The organism is Methanococcoides sp. LMO-2 (assembly GCF_038432375.1).
Classification (GTDB): domain Archaea; phylum Halobacteriota; class Methanosarcinia; order Methanosarcinales; family Methanosarcinaceae; genus Methanococcoides; species Methanococcoides cohabitans.
Genome location: NZ_JBCAUS010000002.1, coordinates 844,437 through 868,696, shown reverse-complemented (window position 1 = coordinate 868,696; position 24,260 = coordinate 844,437). Strand labels below are relative to the sequence as shown.

At 45.5% G+C, this 24,260-nt stretch carries 24 protein-coding genes and 1 tRNA gene; 10 read left to right on the top strand and 15 right to left on the bottom strand.

The window, feature by feature from the left end; all coding sequences use genetic code 11:
* Positions 1 to 61: 61 nt before the first annotated feature.
* Complete coding sequence (locus WOA13_RS04460; RefSeq protein ID WP_342126762.1) at positions 62 to 1,120, bottom strand: radical SAM protein; 1,059 nt, start codon at positions 1,118 to 1,120, stop codon at positions 62 to 64.
* Positions 1,121 to 1,189: 69 nt separating this feature from the next.
* Here WOA13_RS04460 and WOA13_RS04455 point away from each other — a divergent pair, with 69 nt between their 5' ends.
* Positions 1,190 to 1,375, top strand: a complete 186-nt coding sequence (locus WOA13_RS04455; protein ID WP_342126761.1) for a 4Fe-4S binding protein — start codon at positions 1,190 to 1,192, stop codon at positions 1,373 to 1,375.
* A gap of 67 nt (positions 1,376 to 1,442) precedes the next feature.
* Here WOA13_RS04455 and WOA13_RS04450 read toward each other — a convergent pair whose 3' ends face one another.
* The 5 genes from WOA13_RS04450 to WOA13_RS04430 all read right to left on the bottom strand — a co-directional run bounded on the left by WOA13_RS04450 (position 1,443) and on the right by WOA13_RS04430 (position 8,918).
* Positions 1,443 to 3,389, bottom strand: a complete 1,947-nt coding sequence (locus WOA13_RS04450; protein ID WP_342126760.1) for a hypothetical protein — start codon at positions 3,387 to 3,389, stop codon at positions 1,443 to 1,445.
* 12 nt (positions 3,390 to 3,401) lie between these two features.
* Positions 3,402 to 5,714 (bottom strand): type II/IV secretion system ATPase subunit, encoded by a 2,313-nt coding sequence (locus WOA13_RS04445; protein WP_342126759.1) that lies wholly within the window; start codon positions 5,712 to 5,714, stop codon positions 3,402 to 3,404.
* 287 nt (positions 5,715 to 6,001) lie between these two features.
* Entirely contained in the window at positions 6,002 to 7,432 is a 1,431-nt protein-coding gene (locus WOA13_RS04440) for a nucleotide sugar dehydrogenase (RefSeq protein WP_342126758.1), read from the bottom strand.
* 102 nt (positions 7,433 to 7,534) lie between these two features.
* Positions 7,535 to 8,404 (bottom strand): phosphatase PAP2 family protein, encoded by an 870-nt coding sequence (locus tag WOA13_RS04435; RefSeq protein ID WP_342126757.1) that lies wholly within the window; start codon positions 8,402 to 8,404, stop codon positions 7,535 to 7,537.
* 310 nt (positions 8,405 to 8,714) lie between these two features.
* Positions 8,715 to 8,918 (bottom strand): DUF5371 family protein, encoded by a 204-nt coding sequence (locus WOA13_RS04430; protein WP_048204870.1) that lies wholly within the window; start codon positions 8,916 to 8,918, stop codon positions 8,715 to 8,717.
* 232 nt (positions 8,919 to 9,150) lie between these two features.
* Here WOA13_RS04430 and WOA13_RS04425 point away from each other — a divergent pair.
* From WOA13_RS04425 to WOA13_RS04415, 3 genes are all read left to right on the top strand, one after another.
* Positions 9,151 to 9,228 (top strand) — tRNA-Arg (locus tag WOA13_RS04425).
* A gap of 41 nt (positions 9,229 to 9,269) precedes the next feature.
* Positions 9,270 to 9,722 (top strand): N-acetyltransferase, encoded by a 453-nt coding sequence (locus tag WOA13_RS04420; protein WP_342126756.1) that lies wholly within the window; start codon positions 9,270 to 9,272, stop codon positions 9,720 to 9,722.
* Between the two features lie 82 nt (positions 9,723 to 9,804).
* Positions 9,805 to 10,740, top strand: coding sequence for a nucleotidyltransferase domain-containing protein (locus WOA13_RS04415; RefSeq protein WP_342126755.1), 936 nt, complete (start codon positions 9,805 to 9,807; stop codon positions 10,738 to 10,740).
* Between the two features lie 100 nt (positions 10,741 to 10,840).
* On the opposite strand, the gene WOA13_RS04410 is transcribed toward WOA13_RS04415, so the two are convergent.
* Complete coding sequence (locus WOA13_RS04410) at positions 10,841 to 11,155, bottom strand: DUF2098 domain-containing protein (RefSeq protein WP_342126754.1); 315 nt, start codon at positions 11,153 to 11,155, stop codon at positions 10,841 to 10,843.
* Between the two features lie 14 nt (positions 11,156 to 11,169).
* The gene (mptA, locus tag WOA13_RS04405; RefSeq protein ID WP_342126753.1) at positions 11,170 to 12,123 is read right to left on the bottom strand and encodes a GTP cyclohydrolase MptA; all 954 of its coding nucleotides are present in this window, start codon (positions 12,121 to 12,123) and stop codon (positions 11,170 to 11,172) included.
* Positions 12,124 to 12,443: 320 nt separating this feature from the next.
* Here mptA and WOA13_RS04400 point away from each other — a divergent pair, with 320 nt between their 5' ends.
* On the top strand, positions 12,444 to 12,740 hold the full coding sequence (locus WOA13_RS04400; protein WP_048204875.1) for a non-histone chromosomal MC1 family protein: 297 nt from the start codon (positions 12,444 to 12,446) through the stop codon (positions 12,738 to 12,740).
* Between the two features lie 229 nt (positions 12,741 to 12,969).
* Positions 12,970 to 13,860: an acetylglutamate kinase gene (argB, locus tag WOA13_RS04395; RefSeq protein WP_342126752.1), complete on the top strand. Its 891-nt coding sequence runs from the start codon at positions 12,970 to 12,972 to the stop codon at positions 13,858 to 13,860.
* A 45-nt stretch (positions 13,861 to 13,905) separates the two neighbouring features.
* Here the strand turns inward: argB and WOA13_RS04390 are convergent, their stop codons facing one another.
* Both WOA13_RS04390 and guaA read right to left on the bottom strand, forming a co-directional pair.
* Complete coding sequence (locus tag WOA13_RS04390) at positions 13,906 to 14,946, bottom strand: archaeosine biosynthesis radical SAM protein RaSEA (RefSeq protein WP_342126750.1); 1,041 nt, start codon at positions 14,944 to 14,946, stop codon at positions 13,906 to 13,908.
* Complete coding sequence (guaA, locus tag WOA13_RS04385; RefSeq protein WP_048204878.1) at positions 14,946 to 15,860, bottom strand: glutamine-hydrolyzing GMP synthase; 915 nt, start codon at positions 15,858 to 15,860, stop codon at positions 14,946 to 14,948. Before guaA ends, WOA13_RS04390 begins: the two co-directional genes overlap by 1 nt.
* Positions 15,861 to 16,147: 287 nt before the next feature.
* Between guaA and recQ the strand changes: the two genes are divergently transcribed.
* The gene (gene recQ / locus WOA13_RS04380; protein WP_342126749.1) at positions 16,148 to 18,106 is read left to right on the top strand and encodes a DNA helicase RecQ; all 1,959 of its coding nucleotides are present in this window, start codon (positions 16,148 to 16,150) and stop codon (positions 18,104 to 18,106) included.
* Between the two features lie 5 nt (positions 18,107 to 18,111).
* Here recQ and WOA13_RS04375 read toward each other — a convergent pair whose 3' ends face one another.
* Together WOA13_RS04375 and WOA13_RS04370 are read right to left on the bottom strand one after the other, a co-directional pair.
* Positions 18,112 to 18,870: an A24 family peptidase C-terminal domain-containing protein gene (locus tag WOA13_RS04375; RefSeq protein WP_342126748.1), complete on the bottom strand. Its 759-nt coding sequence runs from the start codon at positions 18,868 to 18,870 to the stop codon at positions 18,112 to 18,114.
* Entirely contained in the window at positions 18,870 to 20,093 is a 1,224-nt protein-coding gene (locus WOA13_RS04370; protein WP_342126896.1) for a bifunctional hexulose-6-phosphate synthase/ribonuclease regulator, read from the bottom strand. The genes WOA13_RS04375 and WOA13_RS04370 overlap by 1 nt, the downstream gene beginning before the upstream one ends.
* 178 nt (positions 20,094 to 20,271) lie before the next feature.
* Here WOA13_RS04370 and WOA13_RS04365 point away from each other — a divergent pair, with 178 nt between their 5' ends.
* The 3 genes from WOA13_RS04365 to pyrI all read left to right on the top strand — a co-directional run bounded on the left by WOA13_RS04365 (position 20,272) and on the right by pyrI (position 22,201).
* Positions 20,272 to 20,718, top strand: coding sequence for a DUF5788 family protein (locus tag WOA13_RS04365; protein WP_342126747.1), 447 nt, complete (start codon positions 20,272 to 20,274; stop codon positions 20,716 to 20,718).
* A gap of 80 nt (positions 20,719 to 20,798) precedes the next feature.
* On the top strand, positions 20,799 to 21,725 hold the full coding sequence (pyrB, locus tag WOA13_RS04360) for an aspartate carbamoyltransferase (protein ID WP_342126746.1): 927 nt from the start codon (positions 20,799 to 20,801) through the stop codon (positions 21,723 to 21,725).
* Positions 21,722 to 22,201, top strand: coding sequence for an aspartate carbamoyltransferase regulatory subunit (gene pyrI, locus WOA13_RS04355; protein WP_342126744.1), 480 nt, complete (start codon positions 21,722 to 21,724; stop codon positions 22,199 to 22,201). Before pyrB ends, pyrI begins: the two co-directional genes overlap by 4 nt.
* Positions 22,202 to 22,335: 134 nt before the next feature.
* Here pyrI and dapB read toward each other — a convergent pair whose 3' ends face one another.
* From dapB to WOA13_RS04340, 3 genes are read right to left on the bottom strand one after another with little or no spacing between them, the layout of a single operon-like run.
* The gene (gene dapB / locus WOA13_RS04350) at positions 22,336 to 23,127 is read right to left on the bottom strand and encodes a 4-hydroxy-tetrahydrodipicolinate reductase (protein ID WP_342126743.1); all 792 of its coding nucleotides are present in this window, start codon (positions 23,125 to 23,127) and stop codon (positions 22,336 to 22,338) included.
* On the bottom strand, positions 23,127 to 23,999 hold the full coding sequence (gene dapA / locus WOA13_RS04345; protein WP_342126742.1) for a 4-hydroxy-tetrahydrodipicolinate synthase: 873 nt from the start codon (positions 23,997 to 23,999) through the stop codon (positions 23,127 to 23,129). Before dapA ends, dapB begins: the two co-directional genes overlap by 1 nt.
* Positions 24,000 to 24,019: 20 nt before the next feature.
* Positions 24,020 to 24,214, bottom strand: coding sequence for a 30S ribosomal protein S17e (locus WOA13_RS04340; protein ID WP_048204886.1), 195 nt, complete (start codon positions 24,212 to 24,214; stop codon positions 24,020 to 24,022).
* Positions 24,215 to 24,260 lie beyond the last annotated feature (46 nt).

The window sequence follows — 24,260 nt, the reverse complement described above, 5'->3', positions numbered from 1 at the left end:
TATTTGTTTTATGATACAGAACGCGTTTCCACTACAACATTAATCCTTATAAATGTTAGTGTCAGAGCGGAATCACTTCAACTACGAGTCCGTCTTCGAAGGGATACCTCTCAATGATCGACGGGATAAGGCCTTCTTCTTTAAGTTCTTCTGCTATTTCCTCGATTATCCACCAGGGTAATTCCACAGTGTTGCCCTTTACTTCAAAAAGGTCTTCCGGTACTTCGAAGCTATGCAATATCCCTACCATTTTATCAGTATCAGCACCCTCAAGAGAACCATAGACGATCGTTCCTTCCTCAGTGATCTCGTCAAGCTCTCGTGCTGTCTTTCTTGCAGTCCTTAGCAGACGCTCACGCAGTTGTCCGGCATCCTTGTATCTCGACGAACAGAAGTGTATCTTAGGCAGCTTGTCTGCCAGCTCCAGTGCAAATTCTTCCGATCCTTCCACAGCATTGCTCATGTCATCCTTGAGCACGAAGTTCCTCTCTTTCATCTCTATGGCATTCGTGTCCGAGAATTCAAGCTCGTTGAGGTTCAGGAAACAGCCTGTATTGATGACAACCTCTTCGACATCGTTTACTCCTTCTATTGATGGCAGTTCCATTCCTGCTTCCATTCCAAGCTCAATGGAATCCCTTATGGCACGTTCAAAATCAGAGCCTTTAAGCTCTTTCCATAATTGCTCAGGCGGGTGGAACCTTATTTCATCAAGTCCTGCTTCAGAAAGGGCTTTTAGCAAATCCCTTTTCGGGGCTATTGAAGTGTAAAGATGTATGTGGTGGTCCTTGCCGAACCTTTCTTTCAGAAGTCTGATATAATGAAGGACAAGTTCCGGTCTTATTAGTGGTTCTCCACCGGTGATGCCTGTTCCCAGGGCATCCATCCGGATCGCTTCATCGATAACATCTTCATCGTCCTTCACCAGACGCTCATTGGCATAGGTATCATCCTTCTTTCTTTCGTCCGATAGCGGACAATAGAAGCATCCTCTGTTGCATATGCCTGTAATGAAGAGCACCATCTTGGCACCCTGCTGGCATAGTTTGCAGCCTCTTGTGAGGTATGTGTAGAAAGACCCCTTATCTGTGCGGACCATCCCTTTCATGCTGTGGTTCATATCTCCTCTCGTATATAAGCCTGATTTAAATACAAAAGTGTATGTATGTTGTGACCTAATTGTTCGCAGATGAGTCACCCGGAAGGATATATAGCTGTCATCGGATGCAACAACTGTGGCAAATGCGATAACATTTGTCCCTTTGGAGCTTTGCAAATAAGAGATGGAAAGGCCACAATTGATTACAGCAAATGCACTGTCTGCATGAAGTGCATCAGCGTGTGCCCCGTGAAAGCTCTTGTATATGTGGATTGATCTATTGAATGATTGATTGATTGATTGATTGGTTGCTATTTTTTTTAAATTTTACTTCTTAACATTGTCATATCAATCCCCTGAAGAATATCCTTGAGACCACCGTTGTGACCGTGAAAACGATTATAGCGATCGGCAACGATTGACCGAGGTCGTACAGGAACTGTGTTCTTTCTCCTCCGTTCTCTATGGTGCTTGAGAATCTCACAAGGATGGCTGTGATGAGAATCAGGTAGACTCCAATTGACAGCATGAAAAGGTCCGGTGCAATTGTCTGGTGAAGGTTCTCAGGCGATATCTGTGCCGGACCGGGTACGAGGTTCTGGGGGAGCCTTGAAATGCCTTCAGCGACGTCCTGAAGGATCCTAGCGATGACCTCCGAGAGAGCTATGGTCACACCTGCGATAAGGGGTGCGAATATGCAGGCTGTTGTTCTCATGGTGGATGTCATATCATACAGTGAATGCCTGATGTTCTTCTCCACGGCCTGTAGTTCTTTCAGGTGGTCTGCAAGCTTAATGATGGCAACTCCTGCTGAAAGGTGGCTCTTGTGCACACTTTCCGTGAACATTATCATTGTGGTCTGTATCCTGTCCGAGTAAACATCCCTGAAAGCCCCGAACTCCTCGTCGAAGATCGCTGACCTTATGTTCGTTCGCATGGTGATCAGGTTGATGGAGATCCTTTCGAACATTTTTCCGATATGCGATCCTTCCATTGTTTTGGAGGTGTGGGCGAATGATTCCTCTGCAGAACGTCCTTCGGAGATCCTTCTGCCCAGTATGAACAACGCATCGGCAAATTCGCTTTCCATCTTCCGGATATCGTCCCGTATCTTCTTGTATGGTGAATATACTGTGTTCATGTATATCGAAAATGCGATCACTATCCCCCAGATGACAAACAGTGCAGGTGGAATTATCCCTTCCAGGGTCCCGGTTGAGATGATATTCATCGGATTGCCAAAAAAGATGGCTATGTATCCTGATGAACTGACCAGAATACCGATCACAACTGCAACGACCGTTGCAACTTTCCTTTTTCTGGCTATGCCTTTCAGTCCCGGGTGAGTTTCCGGAATTGCCTGGGGCAGGAAAGTTGCCGGGCGTTGCATGAGGATGTATTCCGCGTATGCAAAGGTGGCTATCGGGAGAACAAGGTCATAAAGTATTACGAGGGTCACTGCATCGAACCTTATCCCGACTACAGTAACGGCAGGCAGGAGTGCCACAAGCGCCAGGGGAATGAGGATAAAAATGGAATAAAGGATGTATGTGGGAGTCTTCAGGCGTACTGCATACTGTTCCATCATCTCCTTTGTTCCCTCCAGCACGATGTCCAGGGCGCGGTTAAGTGTGATCACCCTCTGTGCCTCATCGGGTTCGCTGGTGGAACTTTTGATCAGGTGAAGGGAACGTTTGAAATGCTCGCTATTCTTCCCCCACATCTGTGCAAAGTCCAGTAGCGCATCATCCATGCTTGAATACATGCGAACCTGCAGGTTCCAGAGCATCTTCCTGAGGTCGTTTGCAAGTGGCCTTGTGGAATTGAGGGCAGCAAAATGGATTGCCTTTTCCATGTTAGAGACAAGCCTCATGGACATGACAACATAGCTCAGGACCTCAGGTATGTCGCCGATGGACTGTATCTTCATGTACCTGGCGTGTATTTTCACATATTCGCTGAGGTAGAACAGTATTCCCAAAGGCACCAGCAATGTCATTACGGCCACGAATGTCAGCACAGTCGGATTGAACGTTGTGATGCGGAACAGGATGACATCCAGAAGAAGGAACATGGCAAGCGCTGTCAGTGATCCGACATAAGAGAACAGGACGGTCTCGAAAGGTTCTATCACGGATCCCGTAAAGATCACAGCATCACGGTATTCCTGGCTGACCGATCTTTCAGCCTTTGTTGAGAAGGCATCAATGTCCCTTATGAACCTGGAAAAATGTCGGGATGTGAACCTGCATCCACGAACGTACCAGTTCTCTGATATTCCTGTTCCCATCGTACCGCTCCTTTAAACCCGGGAAGCGGAGAAATTGTCGAACCAGCGATTCCATTTCTCATATACCCTTTCATAGTCCGGTCCGCAGGTGCCATGTTTTTCCATGTCCATATACAGCCAGAAGGCGTTGTTGGCCTTGCTGACCACATCTGCTTCCAGAAATCCGGGATTGAGAGTGCCGGCACTGGCTATCTTCTGCTTTATCCTTGCCCTTACGCGTATGTTGAGTGATGCATCATCGATGGCTATCCCCCATTTGCGTGCGATCTTCCCGATGAGCTCGGACTGCCCCCTGTCCAGTATGTCAGTGGGTATCAATGAGTCCTCAACGGTGCTGTACTGCATTATCTCTGTGAATATCTCCTCCGGTGTGGCATCCTCATCCCACCCTGTGGACACTTCCGAGATCTGCGTTACCCTGCGTTTTTTGCTCATGCTTCCTCCAATCCTTGTGTTGGTACAGACCACCACTGCATCGGTGGACTTGAAGGATGCAGGGGGCACGCCGAGAGTATGGACTATGCGCTCATAGACCGACCTTGTAGATGCCCCGTGTATGGTTCCAAGGACAGAATTCCCTGCTGTACCTACCTGCATGGCCTCGTAGAGCACTTTTACCTCGGGTCCCCTGACCTCTCCTATCACAAGCGAGGAATTCCCAAGACGCAGGGCTGCCCGTAGTGCAACATCGGGTTTCACTTCGATGCTTGTGTTCAGTATCGATGAGCGTGAGTTCATGCCCTGTATCTTCCATCCAAGCTGCTGCAGGTCCTCTATGGGGAGTTCCCTTGTGTCTTCTATCGTCAGGATGCGGTATTTCTGGGGGATCTCCATCATCATGGCGGATAGCAGGGATGTCTTCCCTGCGCCCACCTCTCCGGCCACAAGGATCGATGCCTCCCCATCCATGAGGAAGCTCAGGAGGCCGGCAGTAAGGGGTGAGATCGAACCGGTGTTGATCAGCTTAGGCAGTGTCCACGGGGTCCTTGCATGCTTCCTGAAGGCATAAGCAAGGCCGTTGGCACTCAAAGGATCGCCGATAACTGATACACGGACCCCGAATTCGGCCAGTTCCATTTCCAGTACCGGTGTTGCTTCTCCGAAAGGTCTTCCGCTAATGGCCCTGAACCTCGAGACCATTGAGTCCAGGTCGTCCTGTGAGAGGAATATGTTGGTGATGCATTCATCTCCGTCCACGACCACATGAATCGGATTGATGTCTGCAGGTGCGTTCACATATACATCCGTGATCTTCGGGTCTGAAAGCACATCCTCCAGTATCCCGAGACCTGTTGTGTATTTTGCAAGAAGGTCTGAATATGCCATGGTCTCAAAAGGCGTAAGGGCGATCTCATGCAGTTTTGCATCTTCCTCAAGCATTTGCTTCCCGATCCTGTAGATATATTCCCTTGAGTTCACAGGATCAGCGAAGTTCATATTCTCAGGACGGAATCGTATCAGCTTTTTCCTGACCCTTTCGATCAGGCCAAGACCTTCATGTCCAAGGTTGTACTCAAGGGGAATTGCCATGTAAAGCTTCTCAGGTCTGTCCGTCATTTCATAGATGGATATCTGGAGCATTCTCCCTGCATTGTTCCTGACGTCGTAGCATTCCATGAATCGTGTATTTCCAGGTGGTTCCGTGTATATGCGGGAAGTTGAAAAAGCAGGCCTTACGTGGGGCTTGATGTAGCTGTCATAATCAAAAACTGTCCGGGAGTTGTCATTGTTATCAGCATCGTGCCGGGAATCTTGTTCTGTCCTGAAGTAGTGAATGATACTGATCTCAGAAGCGATGTCCTGCATTTCCCGGATGGTCGATCTGAAGTCTGCAACACAGTCATGGCATTCCGGGTGGTTAGGGTATTCGTTGCCATCGATCCCAGTTTCCTTTAGAAATTTGCACGCAGTAACAGGATCATTCTTTGAGCACTCCAGAACATTGTCAATCAACTTTTTCCTGTATGAAGTGCATTTGTCGGCTTCCCTGTGTGAACAATTGGATGTAAGTCGCACATCCTTGTAATTTAAAAGGGCATCTCCAAACTTTGCAAGTTCATAGATGACTGCGATCTCATTTCCTTCATAGTCGCGTTCATAAAGGTGGGAAAGTACAAGCCTGTTTGATATGGGTTCTGTGAGTATGATATCAAACAATCTTTCACGACAGGCAGGATCATTGAGAGTTGATGACTGTTTGCATTGGGAACAATCTACCTGTATGGTCCTCTGGTTCTTTGTCTGGCGTACCCTGTACTGGCAGACACTTTTGGATTCCTGCTTATCTTTACTAATGAAATTGTGCAAATAACTTCGGAGTGTCACGTTTTTTATCTCTGGAAGGTTTGCACAACCATATTGTCGGCAATTATTAAAATATTCCCAGATTCTTTAGTCTTCAGATAAATTTAAAACTGGTTCTATAATGCATGGACGCGGCAGTTGCTAAAAATAAGTGAAGATGGGTTGTAATTCTCTCAACCACATCCTCTTTTCATCCTGTTGGCCTGAATGGTCAGTTGGAACGAGATCTGATCTATCTTTAACCTACCTCTTTCCACCCTCTAACTTCTCTCTGTCTTATGCTAATCAATGTTCAAGCAGAATATCGCTCAGACAATAGTATGTTCGTTCTTATCCCCTCGCCCGATTCCCTTGTACACAAAGCCATTGCTGATGTATATATCAGGGTCCACAACGTTCCTTCCATCTACAATAACTGTGTTTGCCTTTCCTGTCAGTGCCTTTAGTTGTGAAGGCTTCAGCTCGAAGTATTGGGAGTGCCCGGTCAGTATTGCCACGACATCAGCATCTTTGATAACTTCGTCCAGGTCCTTCATGATCTCCACACGGGGGTAGTTCAGCACATGCGGGTCATGTACCATTACATTTGCTCCCTCGTTCACCAGAAGGTCCCTATATGGCTCAGAAGGCGGGTTGCGCGCATCATCGGAGTCATTGATAAATGCCCATCCAAGTATTGCGACCTTTGAACCTTTCACTTCCCTGTCGATGCGCTTGAGTGCTTCTTTTGTCAGGTGGAACATGTGCTTTGGCATGAAATCATTCACCTTTCTTGCAAGGACGAATATGGAATCCATGTCATCAGGATAGTCAAGTGTTCCACCACTGGTTGTGACTCCTCTTTCAAGATGATACGTGTCCTTTGTAAGGCAATGTCCTCCCACACCGGCACCCGGATATAATATTGCACGTGTAATGCCTTCGCCTTTGAGGCTGTCGATACCTGTTCTTACATCGTAGACATTGATGCCCATGGCCTCACAGTACAGTGCCAGCTGGTTGATGGCTGCTATCTGGAGGTCCCTGAAGGTGTTCTCTGCGGTCTTGGTAACTTCTGCGGCCCTTGCTGTCATGGGTATTATCTTTCCCTTTGTGAGCACCGGACTGTAAAGTTCCACTGCTCTCTTTGTGCTGGCCTCATCGATACCGCCCACAATACGGTCGTGCTCCTGTATGTTCTTCAGCAGGCGCCCCACCATGACCCTTTCAGGGGCGTGTGCAAGCGCAAAGTCCTCACCGGCGGTAAGCCCGGATTCTTCTTCAAGGATCTGTCGGGCAAGCGTGTCCGTGGTTCCAGGAGTTATGGTGGATTCCAGAACTACCAGCATGCCTTCTTTCAGATACTTCCCCACATTGTGTATGCCTTCAGTGAGTGCACTGAAGTCGGGAAGAAGACTTGAGGGGTCGGAGAATGGTGTTTGTATTGCAAGGGTTACCGCATCAAGTTCTGATATCCTTGAAAAGTCCGGTGTGCATTCGAACTTATCTTCGCCAACGACCTTTTTCAGCAGTTCTTCCAGGCCAGGTTCCTCCCCTTTGAGGGGGCTTTCCCCATTGTTCAACATACCTATCTTGTAACCGGAACTCTGTGAATCTCTCTGGAATCCCAGAACATGATCAAAACTGTCGGAGTTTGCAAAAAGAGCAGCTGCAGGGATTCCTACGTATCCCATTCCAAGTACGCCTATTTTTTTGATAGGTCCTCTGTTTTCGAGGATCGAACCCAATTTTTCTGTCATGGTAACCACTATCTCCATTTTATCCTAAAGTAAATGCAAGTACCATAACATATATTCTATTGAATAGTATTTATTCTTTTCAAAAGGACAGTATTCATCTTCTCATTTGATGAGGCCTTTTGATAAAAGGACCGAATTAACGGTCTCGAAGAGTTCTGTCCTTTTTTCAAAGGTAGCAAAGATAAGTTCCGGTATTCTCAGTATATTCTTCCTGTATCGGGTTGCAATACAATAAGTTCCCAGGGCAAGAACGATCCCTCCGATCATGTCAGTGATCCAGTGTATTCCAAGATAGAGGATCGTGAACTGGATCGCAATTGTAAGTGCTACTGCAAAGATCTTGAACCTCTTGAAATCGGTTCTAAGCACCATTAGCATGGCCATAACAGACAATGCTGCATGAAGGCTGGGAAAACAGTTGTCAAGGAACGGGTCCACTATCATTACACCCTGTAGTATAATTGGACTTATGTTGTACAACAGGGGTACGACATTCGGTAGTGTAAAACCTGTTACCGGTACGGGTACGTAGATGTAAAAAGGTAGTGCTATAAGGTATATGGATACAAAAGCGATAGTATATTCCTGCAGGTATTCGTGCTGTTGTGTGTACATAAACAAGAGGAAAGTGAATATCAACAGGAATGAAAATCCTATCAGGTAAACGAAAGCACTGGTATATGTCAACAACGGCGTTGCAAAGTTCTGGAAATATGCGACCGCATCTCCTTCTATCCGTATCATGTAGCTTGCATAACTGGTTTCCGGAAATTTGCCCAGAAACATCACAAATGCGAGCTGGGATTTTACAAGAAGGTAAACAAAACAGGCTGATACCAAATATGGTAATGTTCTCAGAGAAAACATCTTTCTCCAGTTTGTTTCATGATCACGTTTGAAATCTTTTGGAACAAAGATGTAATATGCTACTGCTATAAGGCATATCAGTATCGGTGCCATTATAAAAGTCATTAGGTACGATGATGTCATTTATCTATCAGTCCTTCCAATGAATCGATCAGACTGTCTATATTTAAACATATTTCGTGTATAAATGTCTTATGTACATATTATCAAAATTTAGCAAACTAATAATATAATCTTGATAAAATATGTATGCTTCATAAAAATTTAATGCTAAAAAGCTCAAAGTGTTGGTTAACAAAAGGTCATTAGGATCACAGTCCTGATGATGTGACTTAAAAAAATGTTACATGATTTGCTGAAAACGCATCTCATGTAACGAGTAAAATATGTGTTAAAATGAGTTGTGGTTTTATGTTCAGTTCTGCAGTTCTTTCTTTTTCTGAACGATCTTCTCCATCTTTTTAGCCCACATGTCTTCGTTCATGTCAGTATACTCACATTCAAGATAGTGCTCCACAGCAATGGTAAGTGCTTCTTTTGTAGATGAGCTATTGCATTTTTTCTTCAATTCCATTAGTTGCTCTTCTGCAAGGACCGTTTGTGCGTGTACTATCTTCATTTATTTGTCTCCTGTGTTTGAATTTGTCCCATTCAACAACACCTCATAATTATAATGATATATAATTTTGTCGATTTTTCCACTGGTTAATTTCCAGTACTGGAAATACTTATCTCTCTACATCGATCTGTTCAAAACTTGATATGTTTCTCCAAATCTTAACAAGGTTCTTTTGGATTGTATTTTGACCAATAAGTTTAAAAGAATGATCGACATTACAGGAGTGTCGCGAGGGCGTGTGGCCTAGCCAGGATATGGCGGCAGCCTCCTAAGCTGTAAATCAGGGGTTCAAATCCCTTCACGCCCGCCAATTATTCTTTCATCATTTTTACAAACAAAGGAGCTTGCATTTTGATCAGGAAAGCTACTGTTAAAGACGTTGATAGCATTAAACGTATTATCAATTATTATGCAGATCTGGATCAGATGCTGCCCCGCTCTGTCAGTGAACTCTACGAGTCCGTGCGCAATTTCTATGTTTATGAGGTGGGCGGAGAGGTAGTTGGTTGCTGCGGACTTCAGGTCCTGTGGGTTGACCTTGCTGAGGTTCTCTCCTTTGCAATACTTCCGGAATACAGGGGTAAAGGAGTAGGTACCAGGCTACTGGATTCCTGTCTTGATGATGCTCGTGAGCTTGGGGTGACAACGGTGTTCACATTGACCTATGCTCCGGCCTTTTTTGAAAAGAACGGGTTCAGTCGTGTGGATAAATCATCACTTCCACATAAGATCTGGAGTGGCTGCATTAAATGTCCCAAGTTTCCGGATTGTGATGAAATAGCCCTTTCCATGGAACTTTCCTGATCAGGATATATTCTATGAGGGCAAATTATAAGTCCTGAGTTACATCTGTTGAATTGTTTCAAATAATCACGGGTAGATCACTATGATAGAAGCGCGTATCAGAGATTTCATTATTACAAAAGACGACTGGATATTTGCAGTAGCTGATTATTTTCATCCTGATGGTGTGAGGTGTGTACTAAGGTATGTTCCTGATGAATCCGGTGATCGCCAGCTGAATGGGCTCAAATACCGAAAATATGATTTTGATGTTGCTTTCGATTTTATGAAGGAGAACAGGCCTGAGTGGGTGCAGGATGTACATATAGTTCCCGAGGACCAGGTGAAGATGGTCCTGCATCCACCAGATCCTATTCCTGAACTTGTTAATCAGGATGAGAGGGTAAAGGCTGTTGTAAATGTATTGCTTGATGCCGACATCCCTCTTGAAAAGATGGGAGTTACCGGTTCATTTTTGCCGGGATTGCAAAATGAGCAATCAGATGTCGATTTTGTAGTATATGGTAACGAATGGTTCAAGGCAAGGGATGCAATTGCAGCTGCAAAGAAAGAGGATGGCTTTATCGAAGACATTGATGAGCAGATGTGGCATCGCATTTACAACAAGCGCATTCCTGAGATCTCTTATGAGGAATTCATTCTGCATGAGAAACGCAAAGGGAACAGGGGAATGGTCGGAGGCACTTATTTCGACCTGCTGTTCGTTAGGGACTGGGGCCAGATAGAAGGACCACTTCCACGAGGTGTTGATGTTGGGACTATGAAGATCGAAGCAAAGGTCACGGATGCGGAGCTAGCGTTCGATAATCCTTCTGTTTACAGGGTAGACCACGATAAGATCGACCATGTTCTTTCATACACCCATACCTATGCAGGACAGGCTCTGGAAGGGGAGGTAATTGAGGCACAGGGCGTTGTTGAGCAGGTTGGTGATATCAAGAGACTTGTGGTAGGCACTTCCAGGGAGCCGAAGGGTGAGTGGATAAGATCCCTTACATTGCTTGGGAAATGCGATTGAGAACAGCCTGACAGGATTAGATCAATGCTAAGAATTAAGCAATACTATAATTTGAATTAACATTTAATTAAAAAAAGAATGGTTATTGGAGGTGGGAGTATTAACCTCCTCCTGTTGCCTGGAACACTTCTTCCAGTGTGCTGGTCTGTACGTCTTCTGCCTGTTGTTTGATGCGCTCTTTTACATCTTCTTCGGAAATGGTATATTCCTTACCCGCACTTGCCTTCCGGTCTGTGATCTGCAGGGTGTCCACCCTGTAATAAAGCTGGGTAGTATCAAGAAGTGCCCAGGTGCCTTCATCATCGGTATTGATATCGATAATTTCTCCGATGGTATCTGTATTGATGTACCTTACATTACTTCCAATGCTTATCGGAGCACCATTTGCATCAACTGCTGAAGGCTCTTCTTCCACTTTCTGATCTCTCCTTAGTTATTTTCGATCTCTTCCCTTAGTTCGCCGAGGAGCGCAACCCTTTCGGCAAATGCATTATGTCTGTGTATGCTTTCTTCGTTTATCTGCTTGATAGTGACGACAGCATCATCAGGTACATGTCCGAATTCGCTGACAACCTTTTGTGCCATTGTTCTTACACAGTCTTCAACGAACTTAGGGTTCTTGTGAGCTCTTTCCACGACCATTGCTTCATCTGCGCGTTTCAGGAGCTCGACAATACTGGAGCTCATTGAGTTTTCAATGATCTCGATAATTGTGTCCAGTGATACCTCGACATCACCACTTACTTCAAGTGAGATTATGCCTCGTCCTCTCTGGTTGTGGGTTGCCATTGGCACTTTGTTCAGGAAATTAATAATGGTCTCCAGGTCAACACCAAGGTCACGCAGTGCTGCCTTTGCGTTATCCCTCATGATCTCCTGGGCACATGGACAGGCGGTCATGCCGACAACTTCTGCACCAATGAGTTTCTTGACGTCGATGTCTTCATCCCCTGGTCTTGTTGCAATGGCCTCTGCAAATATGTCCACAACTTCCTGGCACTGCATCTTTGTGGAAGGTGATTCCCTTTTGACCACATATTCACTTTTCATGCGTACTTCGGACCGGGTGGCGTATTCATGCCTTCCCAGCAGGTTCTTTGCAACATCGCTGCAAAGTTCCTCTATTTCATAAACCGGCATGTTGATCGCTTTTTCAAGGACTTCATCTATGGCCTCGAAATTACGTGAAAGGTTTGCACCTTTACGGTCTGAAGGCAGGTCTACGAAGATCTCAAAAGTTGAAATAAGCACGATCGGCCTTTTGTCTTTACGTTTGATCTCAACTAGTTTTTTAACTCCGGTCACACCTACACGTGTCAGGTTTACGGGTATATTTGGTTTATTTGCTTGTACGTCAGGAAATTGCGCAACTGGAAGCTCCATTTTTATGACCTCTAATAAAGAATTAAAATAAATTATGTTTAAGTTATGGTTTTAGATTGATACCAAACACAAACATATTCATTACATGTAAATGTTTTGTTATACTCCATCATTTTAATAGCAGTAATTGTATTTTTAAAATATATTTCTTGATCTCGGATATCTGTCTCTTAGTTATTTTATTCTTTTCCAGTATCAGCAATAATGTCAAATTAACTTGATTTACAGAAACATTATCATAAGGCTACATTAAAAGAAAACTATATATATTCGATAAGTACAACTACATATAACCAATAACGGGTACGTAAGGTGATAAAATGTCTGAAACAAGAAATTTTGTGTTACGAGACAGTAAGGGTAAAGAGCATGGAGTATTCACCGGTAAACAGCCACGGCAGGCAGCTCTCAAAGTTGCTAACAGGGGCAAGGGTACCAAGTCCAAGCCAGAAAAGATAATGCTTCGAGAGCGTGGCACCAAGAAGGTCCATGTATTCCTTGGATGGAAAGAAATGGTCAAGGCACCAAAGAACAAGCCTGACTGGATGCCTGACAAGATCAACAAGCCATTCGTGAAGAAACAGAAGCCAGGAATTATCAAACTGGACAAGATCTGATATTTACTATTAATTTGTTTGAGTCCGTTTACGGACTCTTCAAATTCTACTTTTTAGGTTCAATGTTTATTCTTTCATTTTCAAATATGTTTTCGATCCTTGTCTTTTGATCAGTTCTCCATGTTCCGATTTTCTCTTTTGTTTTAATTCATAATTCTCTTTTCATTTCATATGCTCATATGTCATATATCAAAAAGCTTTATAAAATGAGATTCGTTATTGTATCCATATGACAGGAAAAAGAGAGAATGTTCTGATCGAAGCCCTACCGTACATCCGGGACTTCTATGGTTCTGTAATGGTGATCAAGGTCGGAGGGCATGCAATGGTCAATCCTTCTGTTATGAGCGATATCATTCAGGATGTCGTTCTTTTGCGTTTTGTTGGTATTCATCCTGTGATCGTTCATGGCGGTGGTCCTGAGATCACTGAAAAGATGGAGCGTATGGGGAAGAAGCCGGAGTTTGTAGGTGGATTGAGAATAACTGACGATGAGACCATGGAGATCGCACGCATGGTCCTTGTGGGTAACATTAATACAAAGATCGTATCCCTCATAGGTAAGCATGGTGGAAAAGGCGTAGGTCTTTCCGGAAAGGATGGGAAAATGATCATGGCTAAGAAAAAGGCCACTCAGAAGATCATGATCGAGGATGTTGAACATGATGTGGACCTTGGCTGGGTCGGAGAGACCGAGATCATTAATCCCGAGCTTATCAACATTGTAACAGCCAACGATTATATCCCTGTGATCTCTCCTATCGCAATGGATGCCGAGGGTAATGCATTGAACATCAATGCTGATACGGTCGCAGGCGATCTGGCAGATGCCCTGCATGCGAAGAAACTGATATTGATGACAGATGTACCTGGTGTTCTCAGGGACCAGTCAGATACATCCAGCCGTATCTCCCGCATCAGTGTGGATGATGTGGAACCTCTGATAGAGGAAGATGTTATCGGCGGGGGTATGATCCCTAAAATGAGAAGTGCCAAAGCAAGTGTCCTTGGCGGTGTGGAACGCGTTCACATAATTGATGGAAGTGTATCCCATTCAGTCCTGCTTGAGCTTTTCACTGATAAGGGAATAGGAACAATGGTATATCAGGACACGGAATAAGCGTGTCCTCTAACCTTTTTTTTTCTATTTTTTACTTTTATCTTATTAATCCCGTATCGGACTTCCGTATGTAAGTCCATCCATTTCAAGGACCTTTTTCCAGAGCTCTTTGCAGCCACAGTCAAGTCCATCAAGTACGGTCAGGTCCTGTGTCCTGGAGAACAGGTGTACGGCATCCGACACATCCCTGCTGCACTTCTTGCAGTTATGCGGGCCGCGCTTTGAGCCTGCACCCACCGGATCGGAAGTTATCACAAGTTCAGGATGCTTCTGTTTTGCCCTCTGCAGTATCTCTACAATGCTCCAAAGCCAGGGTGGCCTGTACTGACCTCTTTGCCACATGTGCTCAACATAAGTGCCGTTCTGCACATTGCACAGGTTGATAGAAATGGTCTGTGCATGTCCTGCGACATCATCGATGGTATTCACAATGTCTTCCATAGCTTCCTTTTCCGAGAGGAAGAGGGGTTTTAGCAATAGATAAGCTTTCATGGCCACATTGTTGTTCTTAGCTGCTTCAGCAGCCCTGGTAAAATCAGCGAAGGTGAATCCTTTGTTAATAGAGTTCTTGCGGATGTTGTCTGAGCTGGTCTCAAGACCGATGGCAACTTCGAATGATGTATCTCCAAGAGCATCGCTACATGATTTCAGGATCTCGTCTGTGACAAACTCCGGACGGCTTTCCACGATCACCTTGAACACACGTTCATCGGCTGCCAGCTTCCCAAGGATTTTCTTCCTCGTTTCAACAGGGATCTCTTTTTCATCCAGGAAACTGCCTGATGTGAATATCTTGACCATGAAGCGCTCAAGCCTTTCGCCTTTTTGCATGGCATTCTCAAGCTGCTTCTCAAGCTCTTCCGGCTGTGGCGGGATCTTTGCGCTATCATAGACAAAACCGCACATGGTGCAGCCGCCTGCCTTTCCCCACCAGCATCCTGATGTCTTGAAGATGATGGTCAGCGTATCCACTGTTTCGCCGTTGAAGTGGTCAGTGCTCCTCCAGACGGCAGCAGGATACTCATTCGATGATGGCTTTATACGCTGGCGGTTGCGTATTTCCAGTACGGCTTTGTTGAGTGACATTATTCGAACTCGATTGTTGCAGGTGGTTTTGGTGACAGGTCGTAAAGCACTCTGGCAACAGATGGTATCTCGCCGGAGATCCTTGTTTCGATCTTCTTCAGGGTTTCCCATGGAAGTTCGAGTGCTTCTGCGGTCATTCCGTCCCTTGAGCCCACTGCGCGGACTGCGACGATCCAGCCATGTACTCTGACATCACCTTTGACACCGGTTCCTTTACCGACAACAGCAGCGAATGTCTGCCATGGTTTGAACTTCTCGAGCAGTTCTTCCTCAACGATTGCGTTTGCCTCGCGGACCACATCTACTTTCTCCTCGGTAACCTCACCGATTATCCTTACGGAAAGTCCGGGTCCCGGGAATGGCATCCTCTCACAGATCTCATCAGGGAGTTCAAGTGCCTTTGCAACCTCACGAACTTCATCCTTGTACAGGTCATCGATAGGTTCGATGATGTCTTTGAAGTCGATCTTTTCAGGTAATCCGCCAACGTTGTGGTGGGATTTGATTCCGCCTTCAGATTCGATCTTGTCGGGGTATATAGTTCCCTGGATCAGGTATTCTGCTTCAAGCTCGCGTGCTTCTTCCTCAAAGATGCGGATGAATGTCTCACCGACGATCTTCCTCTTTTCTTCAGGGTCCTTTACTCCCACAAGAGCTTCAAGGAAACGATCCTTGGCATGGATGACCTGAAGGTTCATGTCTGCGAAGATCTCCTCGATGACCTCTGTCTCTCCTTTCCTCATGAGGCCTGTGTCAATGTAGATCGGGAAGAACAGGTCCCCGAGGGCACGGTATGCAAGAACTGCACAGACCGAGCTGTCAACTCCGCCGGAAAGTCCTACAATCGTCTTCCCTTTGGCCTTTTCTTTGATCCTGTCTATCGCTTTAGGTATGAATTTCTCGACTTTTACCATGAAAATGAACTCCGGTTGTGATGTGATGATGATCAGTTAATCAATGTTAGTTAATATTAGTGGGTTTCTTAAATATGCTGTGCTTAATATGTTTGTTGGTTTTAATGCTATCGATGGAACATATGACTTAATAGTAGTTTTCCATTTTGTTTATTGTTGACAATTTATGTCTATCTGAATTATCCGTGGTTTTAAAGGGCTTGAACACTTTCACTCCGCATGCTCTGCTCTTAAATATCTGTAGCTTCTTTAGTAGAATAAACATCAGATGATCATCGGTATTCAACATGCACAGGACACTCCAGAAATACTTCGGCTACAGCGAATTCCGCCCCCTTCAGGAGGATATCATCAGGGATGTCCTTGACGGGAAGGACACTTTCGTACTGATGCCTACCGGGGGTGGGAAGTCCATCTGCTACCAGATCCCTGCCCTTATGATGGATGGTCTTGCTATCGTGGTGTCTCCTCTTATATCCCTTATGAAGGATCAGGTGGATGGCTTGGTCAGCAACGGGATAGCTGCTGCTTATCTTAACAGCACGTTAAGCTATCGCGAGCAACAGGAGACCACACGTGCCATAGTGGATGGTCATGTGAAAATACTATATGTTGCTCCTGAAAGACTTTGTATGAAAAGTACTCTGGAACTTCTCAAGTATGTGAATATCAGCCTGTTCGCCATCGATGAGGCACATTGCATTTCACAATGGGGCCACGACTTCAGGCCTGAATACCGTCGTCTTGGGTTTTTGAAGGAAAAGTTCCCTGACATTCCGGTTATTGGGCTGACTGCAACCGCCACACCGAAGGTCAAGGATGACACTATTAAAATGCTCAAGCTGAGGTCTCCTTCTGTATATGTGGCAAGTTTTAATCGCAGCAATCTTTCCTATGAGATCCGACAGAAAAAGAACACATTTGGTGATCTGGAAGATCTCCTCAAAAGCCATGATGGCGATTCGGGAATCATCTACTGCAACAGCCGAAAGAGCGTGGAATCCCTTTCCAGGAAGCTCAACAACAAAGGTTTTCATACTTTGCCCTATCATGCGGGCCTGTCAGATTCCAAAAGACATGAACACCAGGAACGCTTCATAAGGGATGATGTTGACATAATCGTGGCGACAGTGGCATTTGGTATGGGTATTGACAAACCGAATGTGAGGTTTGTCGTCCACTATGACCTTCCCAAGAACATTGAGGGATACTATCAGGAAACCGGTAGGGGTGGCCGTGACGGTCTTGAATGTGAATGTGTCCTGTATTTCAGTCGTGGTGATTGGTACAAGATCAAGTACTTCATCGATAAGATGTCGAAAAAGTCCGAACGTGATATTGCAACGGTTAAACTCCGGGAAATGATCGATTTCTGTGAAAGCACGACATGCCGCAGGAAGGTCTTGCTTGGTTATTTCGGAGAGGAACTGGAATCCGATTATTGTGGCGGGTGCGATGTCTGCCTTAAGCCACGTGATACTTATGATGCCTCGGAGGCTGCAAGGGTGCTGTTGTCTTGTGTGGACGAGGTCAATGAACGCTTTGGCCTGACGCATGTGGTGGATATAATCTCAGGTTCCCGGGCAAAGAAGATAAAAAGCTACAAGCATGACCGTCTCAAAAGCTATGCTACCGGTGAGGGCTACACGAAGTCCGAATGGCTCGATATGGCAAGGGAGATGGTTCGTCTTGGTTTCCTTGATGTTAAAGGGGCGAAATATCCTCTGTTAAACCTGAACAAACAGAGCCGGGAAGTTCTTGCGGGTGGAGAGGTCTGGTTGACGCGGCCGTCTGATGCGGTTGCGGCGAAACCCGGGAAACCCAAAACTACAATTTCAAGATCACCGACTTCAAAGAGCAATAGCTCAAATAATGCTCGTTCAAGTACTTCTGTTTCAAAGACTTCCAATTCAAAGAGCACCACTTCTAAAAAGACTACCTCTAAGACAACTGCATCAAAGAAGTCCACTGCTACTAAAAAGTCAAAGAGGGTTCCAACCCCTATATCACGCCCCGACAAAAAGTTGTTCGACCGGCTTAAGAAGTTAAGAAAAAGACTGGCAGAGGATGAGGACGTTCCGCCTTACATCATCTTTGCGGATACAAGTCTTCGTCAGATGGCGGTAAAGTATCCTATCAGGAACGAGGAGTTCCTTGACATTACAGGCGTCGGTGAGTTCAAATTAAAAAAGTACGGGCCAGTCTTCATGGAAGAGATCACCCGTTATTTGAAAGGTTCTAAATGAGCTTCTCAGAGCAGGAAGTTCAGTGTGAGCTGGAATATGAGGTCACCGTATACCACTGCTGCTATGAATCCGGCAGTTATTGGAATCATGAATGGCAGGCCGGGTGTGACCCATACTCTTTCATCGATAAGGCCTTTTTCTGCATATTCCTGTAGTCTGGAGATCGTCTCATCGTCAAGTTTTGTACCTGAAGTGGTGAACTTATTCCTGATCTCGTTGTCAATCTCTTCGAAAGCTTCCATCAGTCTTATGTGAGGTTTGTCAAGTTTTGAGACAGGCGTCCTGTATCCAACGAACATGTAATGTGGTTTCTTCAGTGTCTCTTTCAATGAAGGCTGTGTCATGTTGTAAAGGAATAGCCCTATAGGAACTATTATTGTCAGGATGACCGAATTTCCAAATACGCTGAATGTGAAAAGGTTAAGCGGTGGTATTCCGAAGATGGGCAGCTGTCTGCCGAAGAGTTCCATTGCAGGGTAGATCGGCAATATAAGTGATATCACCATCAGGACCTTTGCATCGGCGCCACCAAAGGCATTCAGGTAGAACAATATGTAAACGAATGTGAAGATAAGTATGAAGGAGATAGCTGTCCATTTGATGTATGGGATGCCAAACCTGTAAGCATCATATAGCATGAATATGGCGCCTGCTCCAAGCATTTTTGGCCAGAGTCTGTTGGTAACTCTTCTTGATTTTATATCGGAGTAGCAGGCATAGATCAGGAATGGGGCACAGACTAGTACCTTCAGAAGTTCGATCATCACATTTTCTCCCATTTTTTGAGTTTAAGTACCTCGGAAAGCGTACTTCCGCGCTTTATTTCTTCATAGAGGCGTTTCTCGTTCTTCTCCACCTCTTTTGCACGCCTTGCTATTTCATATGCACGTTCCTTTTGCACCACAACTACACCATTGTCATCGCCTATGATGTAATCTCCCGGGTTGACCACCTGGGTGCCACAGTTGATGGTGGCGTTAATCTCTCCAAAACCTTTCGGGTCGCCTGCATTAGGAACGTTGCTGGTTGCAAACACCGGAAGGCCGATATTCCTTATCTCATCAATATCCCTTACGGCACCATCAATGACGATCCCTGCAATGCCCTTGTTCAGGCAGCTGAGGGTGGCAAGTCCTCCCCATGGTGCAATATGAGGGCTTCCATTGTAGATCACAATGACATCCCCCTCGCCTGCAACCTCGATGGCTTCGACGCTTTTTGCCCAGTCTCCCTCGAAGGTCTGTACTGTGACAGCTGTGCCAACCATCTTTTTCCCATCGACCATTGAACGGATGTTCTTCATGGCACCTTTTCGGTGCATGGCATCGGTGATGTTAGGTGTGGATACTTCGGAGAACAATCTTCTTGTCTCCTTTTCCAGTGTCTGTCGTTTGAACTCGGGAATCTCGGTGGCATCAACACTCTCACGTATCTTTCTTGCAGATTCTGTCACATTATCCGATTGTGTGATGTTACCTCCAACAATGACGATACTCGCACCTGCTTTTACTGCCTGTGCAGACGTAACTGCATCAAGTCCTCCTGCGGCTGCCACCGGTATGTCAACTGCCTGAATTATCCTCTCAAGCAAAGGGGTGGGATCCTTTCCTGTCATCTGCTGGTCGATGCCTGCATGCATGTTGATGTAGTCAATACCCATCGTTTCCAGTTCCTGTGCTCTCTTTACAGGATCTTCTACTATGATCAGGTCGGCCATCAGCCTGACGCCGTATTTCCTCGCAGATCTTACTGCGTCCTGAACGGTGGAATCATCTGCATTCCCCAGCAACATCACAACGTCAGCACCTGCTTTGGCAGCCATTTCCACTTCAAAAGCACCGGTATCTGCGATCTTCATATCTGCAAGAATTGTGTGCTCGGGGAATTCCTTTTTGAGCTGTCGGATAGCGTTCATCCCTTCGCTTTTTATAAGCGGTGTTCCAGCTTCGATCCAGTTTGCGCCTCCTTCAACAGCTTCTCTTGCGATCTGTATGGCGCGATCGATCTCCAGCAGGTCAAGTGCGACCTGAATTATTGTACTAATATGATCACCTTTTGGAGTTTGATAAAGTAGTGTACCTGAATAAGTATAAATCTATCCGGGTATATGTTCATAGTACTTAATAATTAATGGTATTTGAAGCCACAAAAGGGATCTGAGGAGCATGGGGGACGATCAGCTTATAACCAAACAGCAGCGTGAAAAGCTTCTGGCTCGCCTTCACAGGCATTTGTTCTGGTGTGGTGAAAGAATACCTGATGAAGTTGAGCTCGAAGGGAAGAAGGTCCCATTGCATGAGATCACCTGGCAGCTGATCAATAAGGACAAGCTTACCGATGAAGACAGGGAACATATCGATCACTGCATTCTTGTCCTTAATAAAAAAGCGAAGTCCTGTGAAACTTACCTCGAGAAGACCGATATGACCCTCGATGAGGCCAAAGATGTCTTTGACGAGACTGCCGGGCTTCTGCGAGCTATTATGGACCTTAAGGACATTGAAGAGCTTTCTGGTCCGGAACGTATGAAAAAGTTCCGTGAGGAAGCTGAAAAGTGCAAGGTAAAAGATGCAAAGGGATGGATGCAGTTCCTTGAAGAACTGGAAGAATAATTCTATTGTGGTCTATTTCTCTTTTCTCTTTCATTTTCCATAGGCAAACATTATATTTCATGCAATTCTTTTTCTTATGAATGACATTCAAAGACCTTCATATCATTTCCATGAAATCCTTCTCAAGAGATATGATCGACCATATCCTTGATACTGCTGAAAAACTTGAGCCGATAGCAAGCGGCAAAACGAAGTCTGATATGCTCGATGGCAAAGTGCTGGCCGTCATGTTCTTTGAACCAAGTACCAGGACGCGCATGTCCTTCGAGACTGCGATGATGCGCCTTGGGGGTGATGTATTGAGCCTTGGTTCCGTTGATGCGAGTTCCATTGCAAAAGGCGAGACCCTTGCTGATACTATCCGTGTTGTACAGGGCTATTCCAACGCAATTGTACTAAGGCACAATAAGGAAGGTGCTGCCCAGCTTGCTTCTGAGTTCTCTTCAGTTCCGATAATCAATGCAGGGGATGGTGCAGGTCATCATCCTACCCAGACATTCCTTGATCTTTACACCATAAGGCGGGAAAGCCATCTTGAGGGGCTGAAAATAGCTCTTGCAGGTGACCTGAAGTATGGCAGGACGGTACATTCATTGTGCTATGCTCTTTCCCTTTACGGGGCAGAGATCACGTTGATATCCCCGAAAGAACTCCGCATGCCTGCGGAGATCATAGAGGATCTCAGGAGCCGCAACATAAAGGTCACAGAGACAGATTCCATCGAAGAGGCCATCGCAGATGTGGATGTTCTTTATGCCACAAGGATACAGAAGGAACGTTTCCCGGACCCTGCCGAATACCGTAAGGTTGCCAACAGTCTCCAGATAACCACTGAACTTCTGGAAAAGGCAAAACCGGACCTTAAGGTCATGCATCCTCTTCCAAGGACGAATGAGATCGATCCTAAGGTTGATGACACTCCCCATGCCTGCTATTTCAAGCAGTCCTTCTATGGGGTTCCGGTAAGGATGGCACTACTTGCACTTGTTATGGGGGCATTGGAATGAGCAATGGAGAAACTCCTGTACCTGAGATCAGGGTACATCCGATAAAGAATGGAACGGTCATTGATCATATTACTGCAGGACAGGCGCTGAATGTCCTGAACATCCTCAATATTCCTAACGCAGCTTCAGGGGTCATAAGCATAATTATCAATGCACCGAGCGTACATGGGATAAAAGATGTTGTTAAGATCGAAGGAAGGGAGCTTAATGTCGATGAGGTTGACAAGATCTCATTGATATCACCAAAGGCCACTATCAATATTATCAGGAACTTTGAGGTATCTGAAAAGACTCATGTGCACATCCCTGAGATAGTGGGTGGTGTGGTAAAATGTATAAATCCAAATTGTATTTCCAACAGTAACGAACCGGTTTCATCAAAGTTCACTGTAAGTACTGACGGACAGAGGATCGTCCTTCGTTGTTTGTACTGTGAAAGGATAATCTCGGAAGATATCGGGAACCACCTTCTCTGATATCTTTTATTTTAATTTTATAGTTCAGGTTTTTTGTATTGTCATCTCTTTAGTACGACATGTACGGATAGAATTCTCTATGCGAATATCTCTGGGTTTTTGATAGTAGAAATTAATTAAGGTCAAAAAAAGAGTTAGAATCCCAGGATATCATCCATTGTATAGATGCCTGGTTCTGCGTTTGCTATCCAGATAGCTGACTTCACAGCTCCTGATGCAAATGCATTCCTGGAATGTGCCTGGTGTTTTATCTCGATGCGTTCACTGCCTCCGGCGAAGAGAACTGTGTGATCGCCTACAATATCCCCGCCACGTACGGCATGAATTCCGATCTCTTTAGCCCTTGGGGCGAGACCTTCACGTCCGTATACGAAATCCTTACCTCCCAGTGTTTCACTGATGACCTCGGCAGCTCTCATTGCAGTGCCGCTAGGTGCATCCTTTTTCTGGTTGTGGTGGGCTTCGATGACCTCGATATCATAATCTGAAAGGTATTTTGCAGTTTCCTGCAGTATCTTGAAAAAGACATTAACGCCCATGGAATAATTTGGTGAGATTATGCCTGTGGTATTGTTCCTGGTAATTGCATCCTCGATAAGGGCGCGCTGCTCCGGGCTAAAGCCGGTAGTTCCTATCACGAGGTCAACACCTGCATCCGCTACGACCGGTGCGTTCACAACCGTTGCAGCTGCAATTGTAAAGTCTATTACGACATCCGTTTTTGATTCTTTGAGAACTGCTGCCATGTCTGCAACATCAGAGATCGGGACTTCAAGCTTTCCGAGCTGTGCAACCTCTCCGACATCCTTTCCGATGTTCACAAGGTCGAAAGCTGCTGAAAGCTGTATACCATCCATCTGGATGATGTTTTCGATAAGGAGCTTTCCCATTCTTCCGGAAGCACCGGTAACTGCTGCGTTTATCATCAGATACACCCGAGTTCTTTCAGGCAATCGACAAGCTTCTGTTCGTTCTCACTGCTGATAGGTGCAAGAGGCAATCTCAGGTGGCCTGTGTTAAGCCCGATCAGCTCTACTGCACGCTTGACAGGTATTGGGTTTGTTTCCGTGAACAGTGCACGGATGAGTGGTGCTATCTCGTAATGGATCTGCCTTGCTGTATTCATGTCACCTGCATTGACAGCGTCCACAAGTCCTACCATCTTTTCAGGTACAACGTTTGCGACCACGGAGATGACTCCGGTTCCGCCAAGGGACATCAGGGGCATGGTGAGGCCGTCATCGCCGGATATGATATTGAAATCTTCATCCATTGTGTTCTCGATGATCTGTGAGACCTTGTCAAGGTTGCCACTGGCTTCCTTGATAGCAACGATGTTATCCACTTTTGCCAGTTCGATTATGGCATCAAGTGGCATGTCCTGGCTTGTACGTGATGGTACGTTGTAAAGGACGATCGGCATTTCCACCGCGTCTGCGATAGCCTTAAAATGAGCAATAAGTCCTGCTTTGTTCGGTTTGTTATAGTAAGGAGATATTACAAGAGCACCGGCTGCTCCCGCATCTTCCGCGTGCTTTGTCAGCTCGATAGCCTCTGCCGTGTTGTTTGAGCCTGTTCCGGCAAGTATAGGTACCTTTGCACAATCAACTGCAATATCAATGAGTTCCATGTGTTCCGCAGTGGACAATGTGGCTGATTCGCCAGTTGTCCCGCAGGCGGCAATTCCTGAAACTCCACCATTTTCAACAAATTCGATATTCTGCTGAAGACCTGTCTTGTCTATGGTGTCAGCTTTTGTGAAAGGAGTTATGATGGCTGGTAATACTCCTTCGAACATAAAGATCCACTTCCTGAGAATTAGATCTTCTTAGGATGTGCGACCTTGCGTGTAACGTAGCCTGCGACACGGTTTCTGATGACCTTGCTCTCGATTGTTGTGTACTGTGAGACGAGAACCTTGTTCTGTTCAAAGTCTGTTGTGAATACGTCTCCGTGGTTGTCGATCAGGCGGAATGCAATGTTCTTGATGTTTGTCTGTCTAATATTTCCCATTGTATATCTCCAGTATGATTTAGATAGATATGATTAAGATTATCGC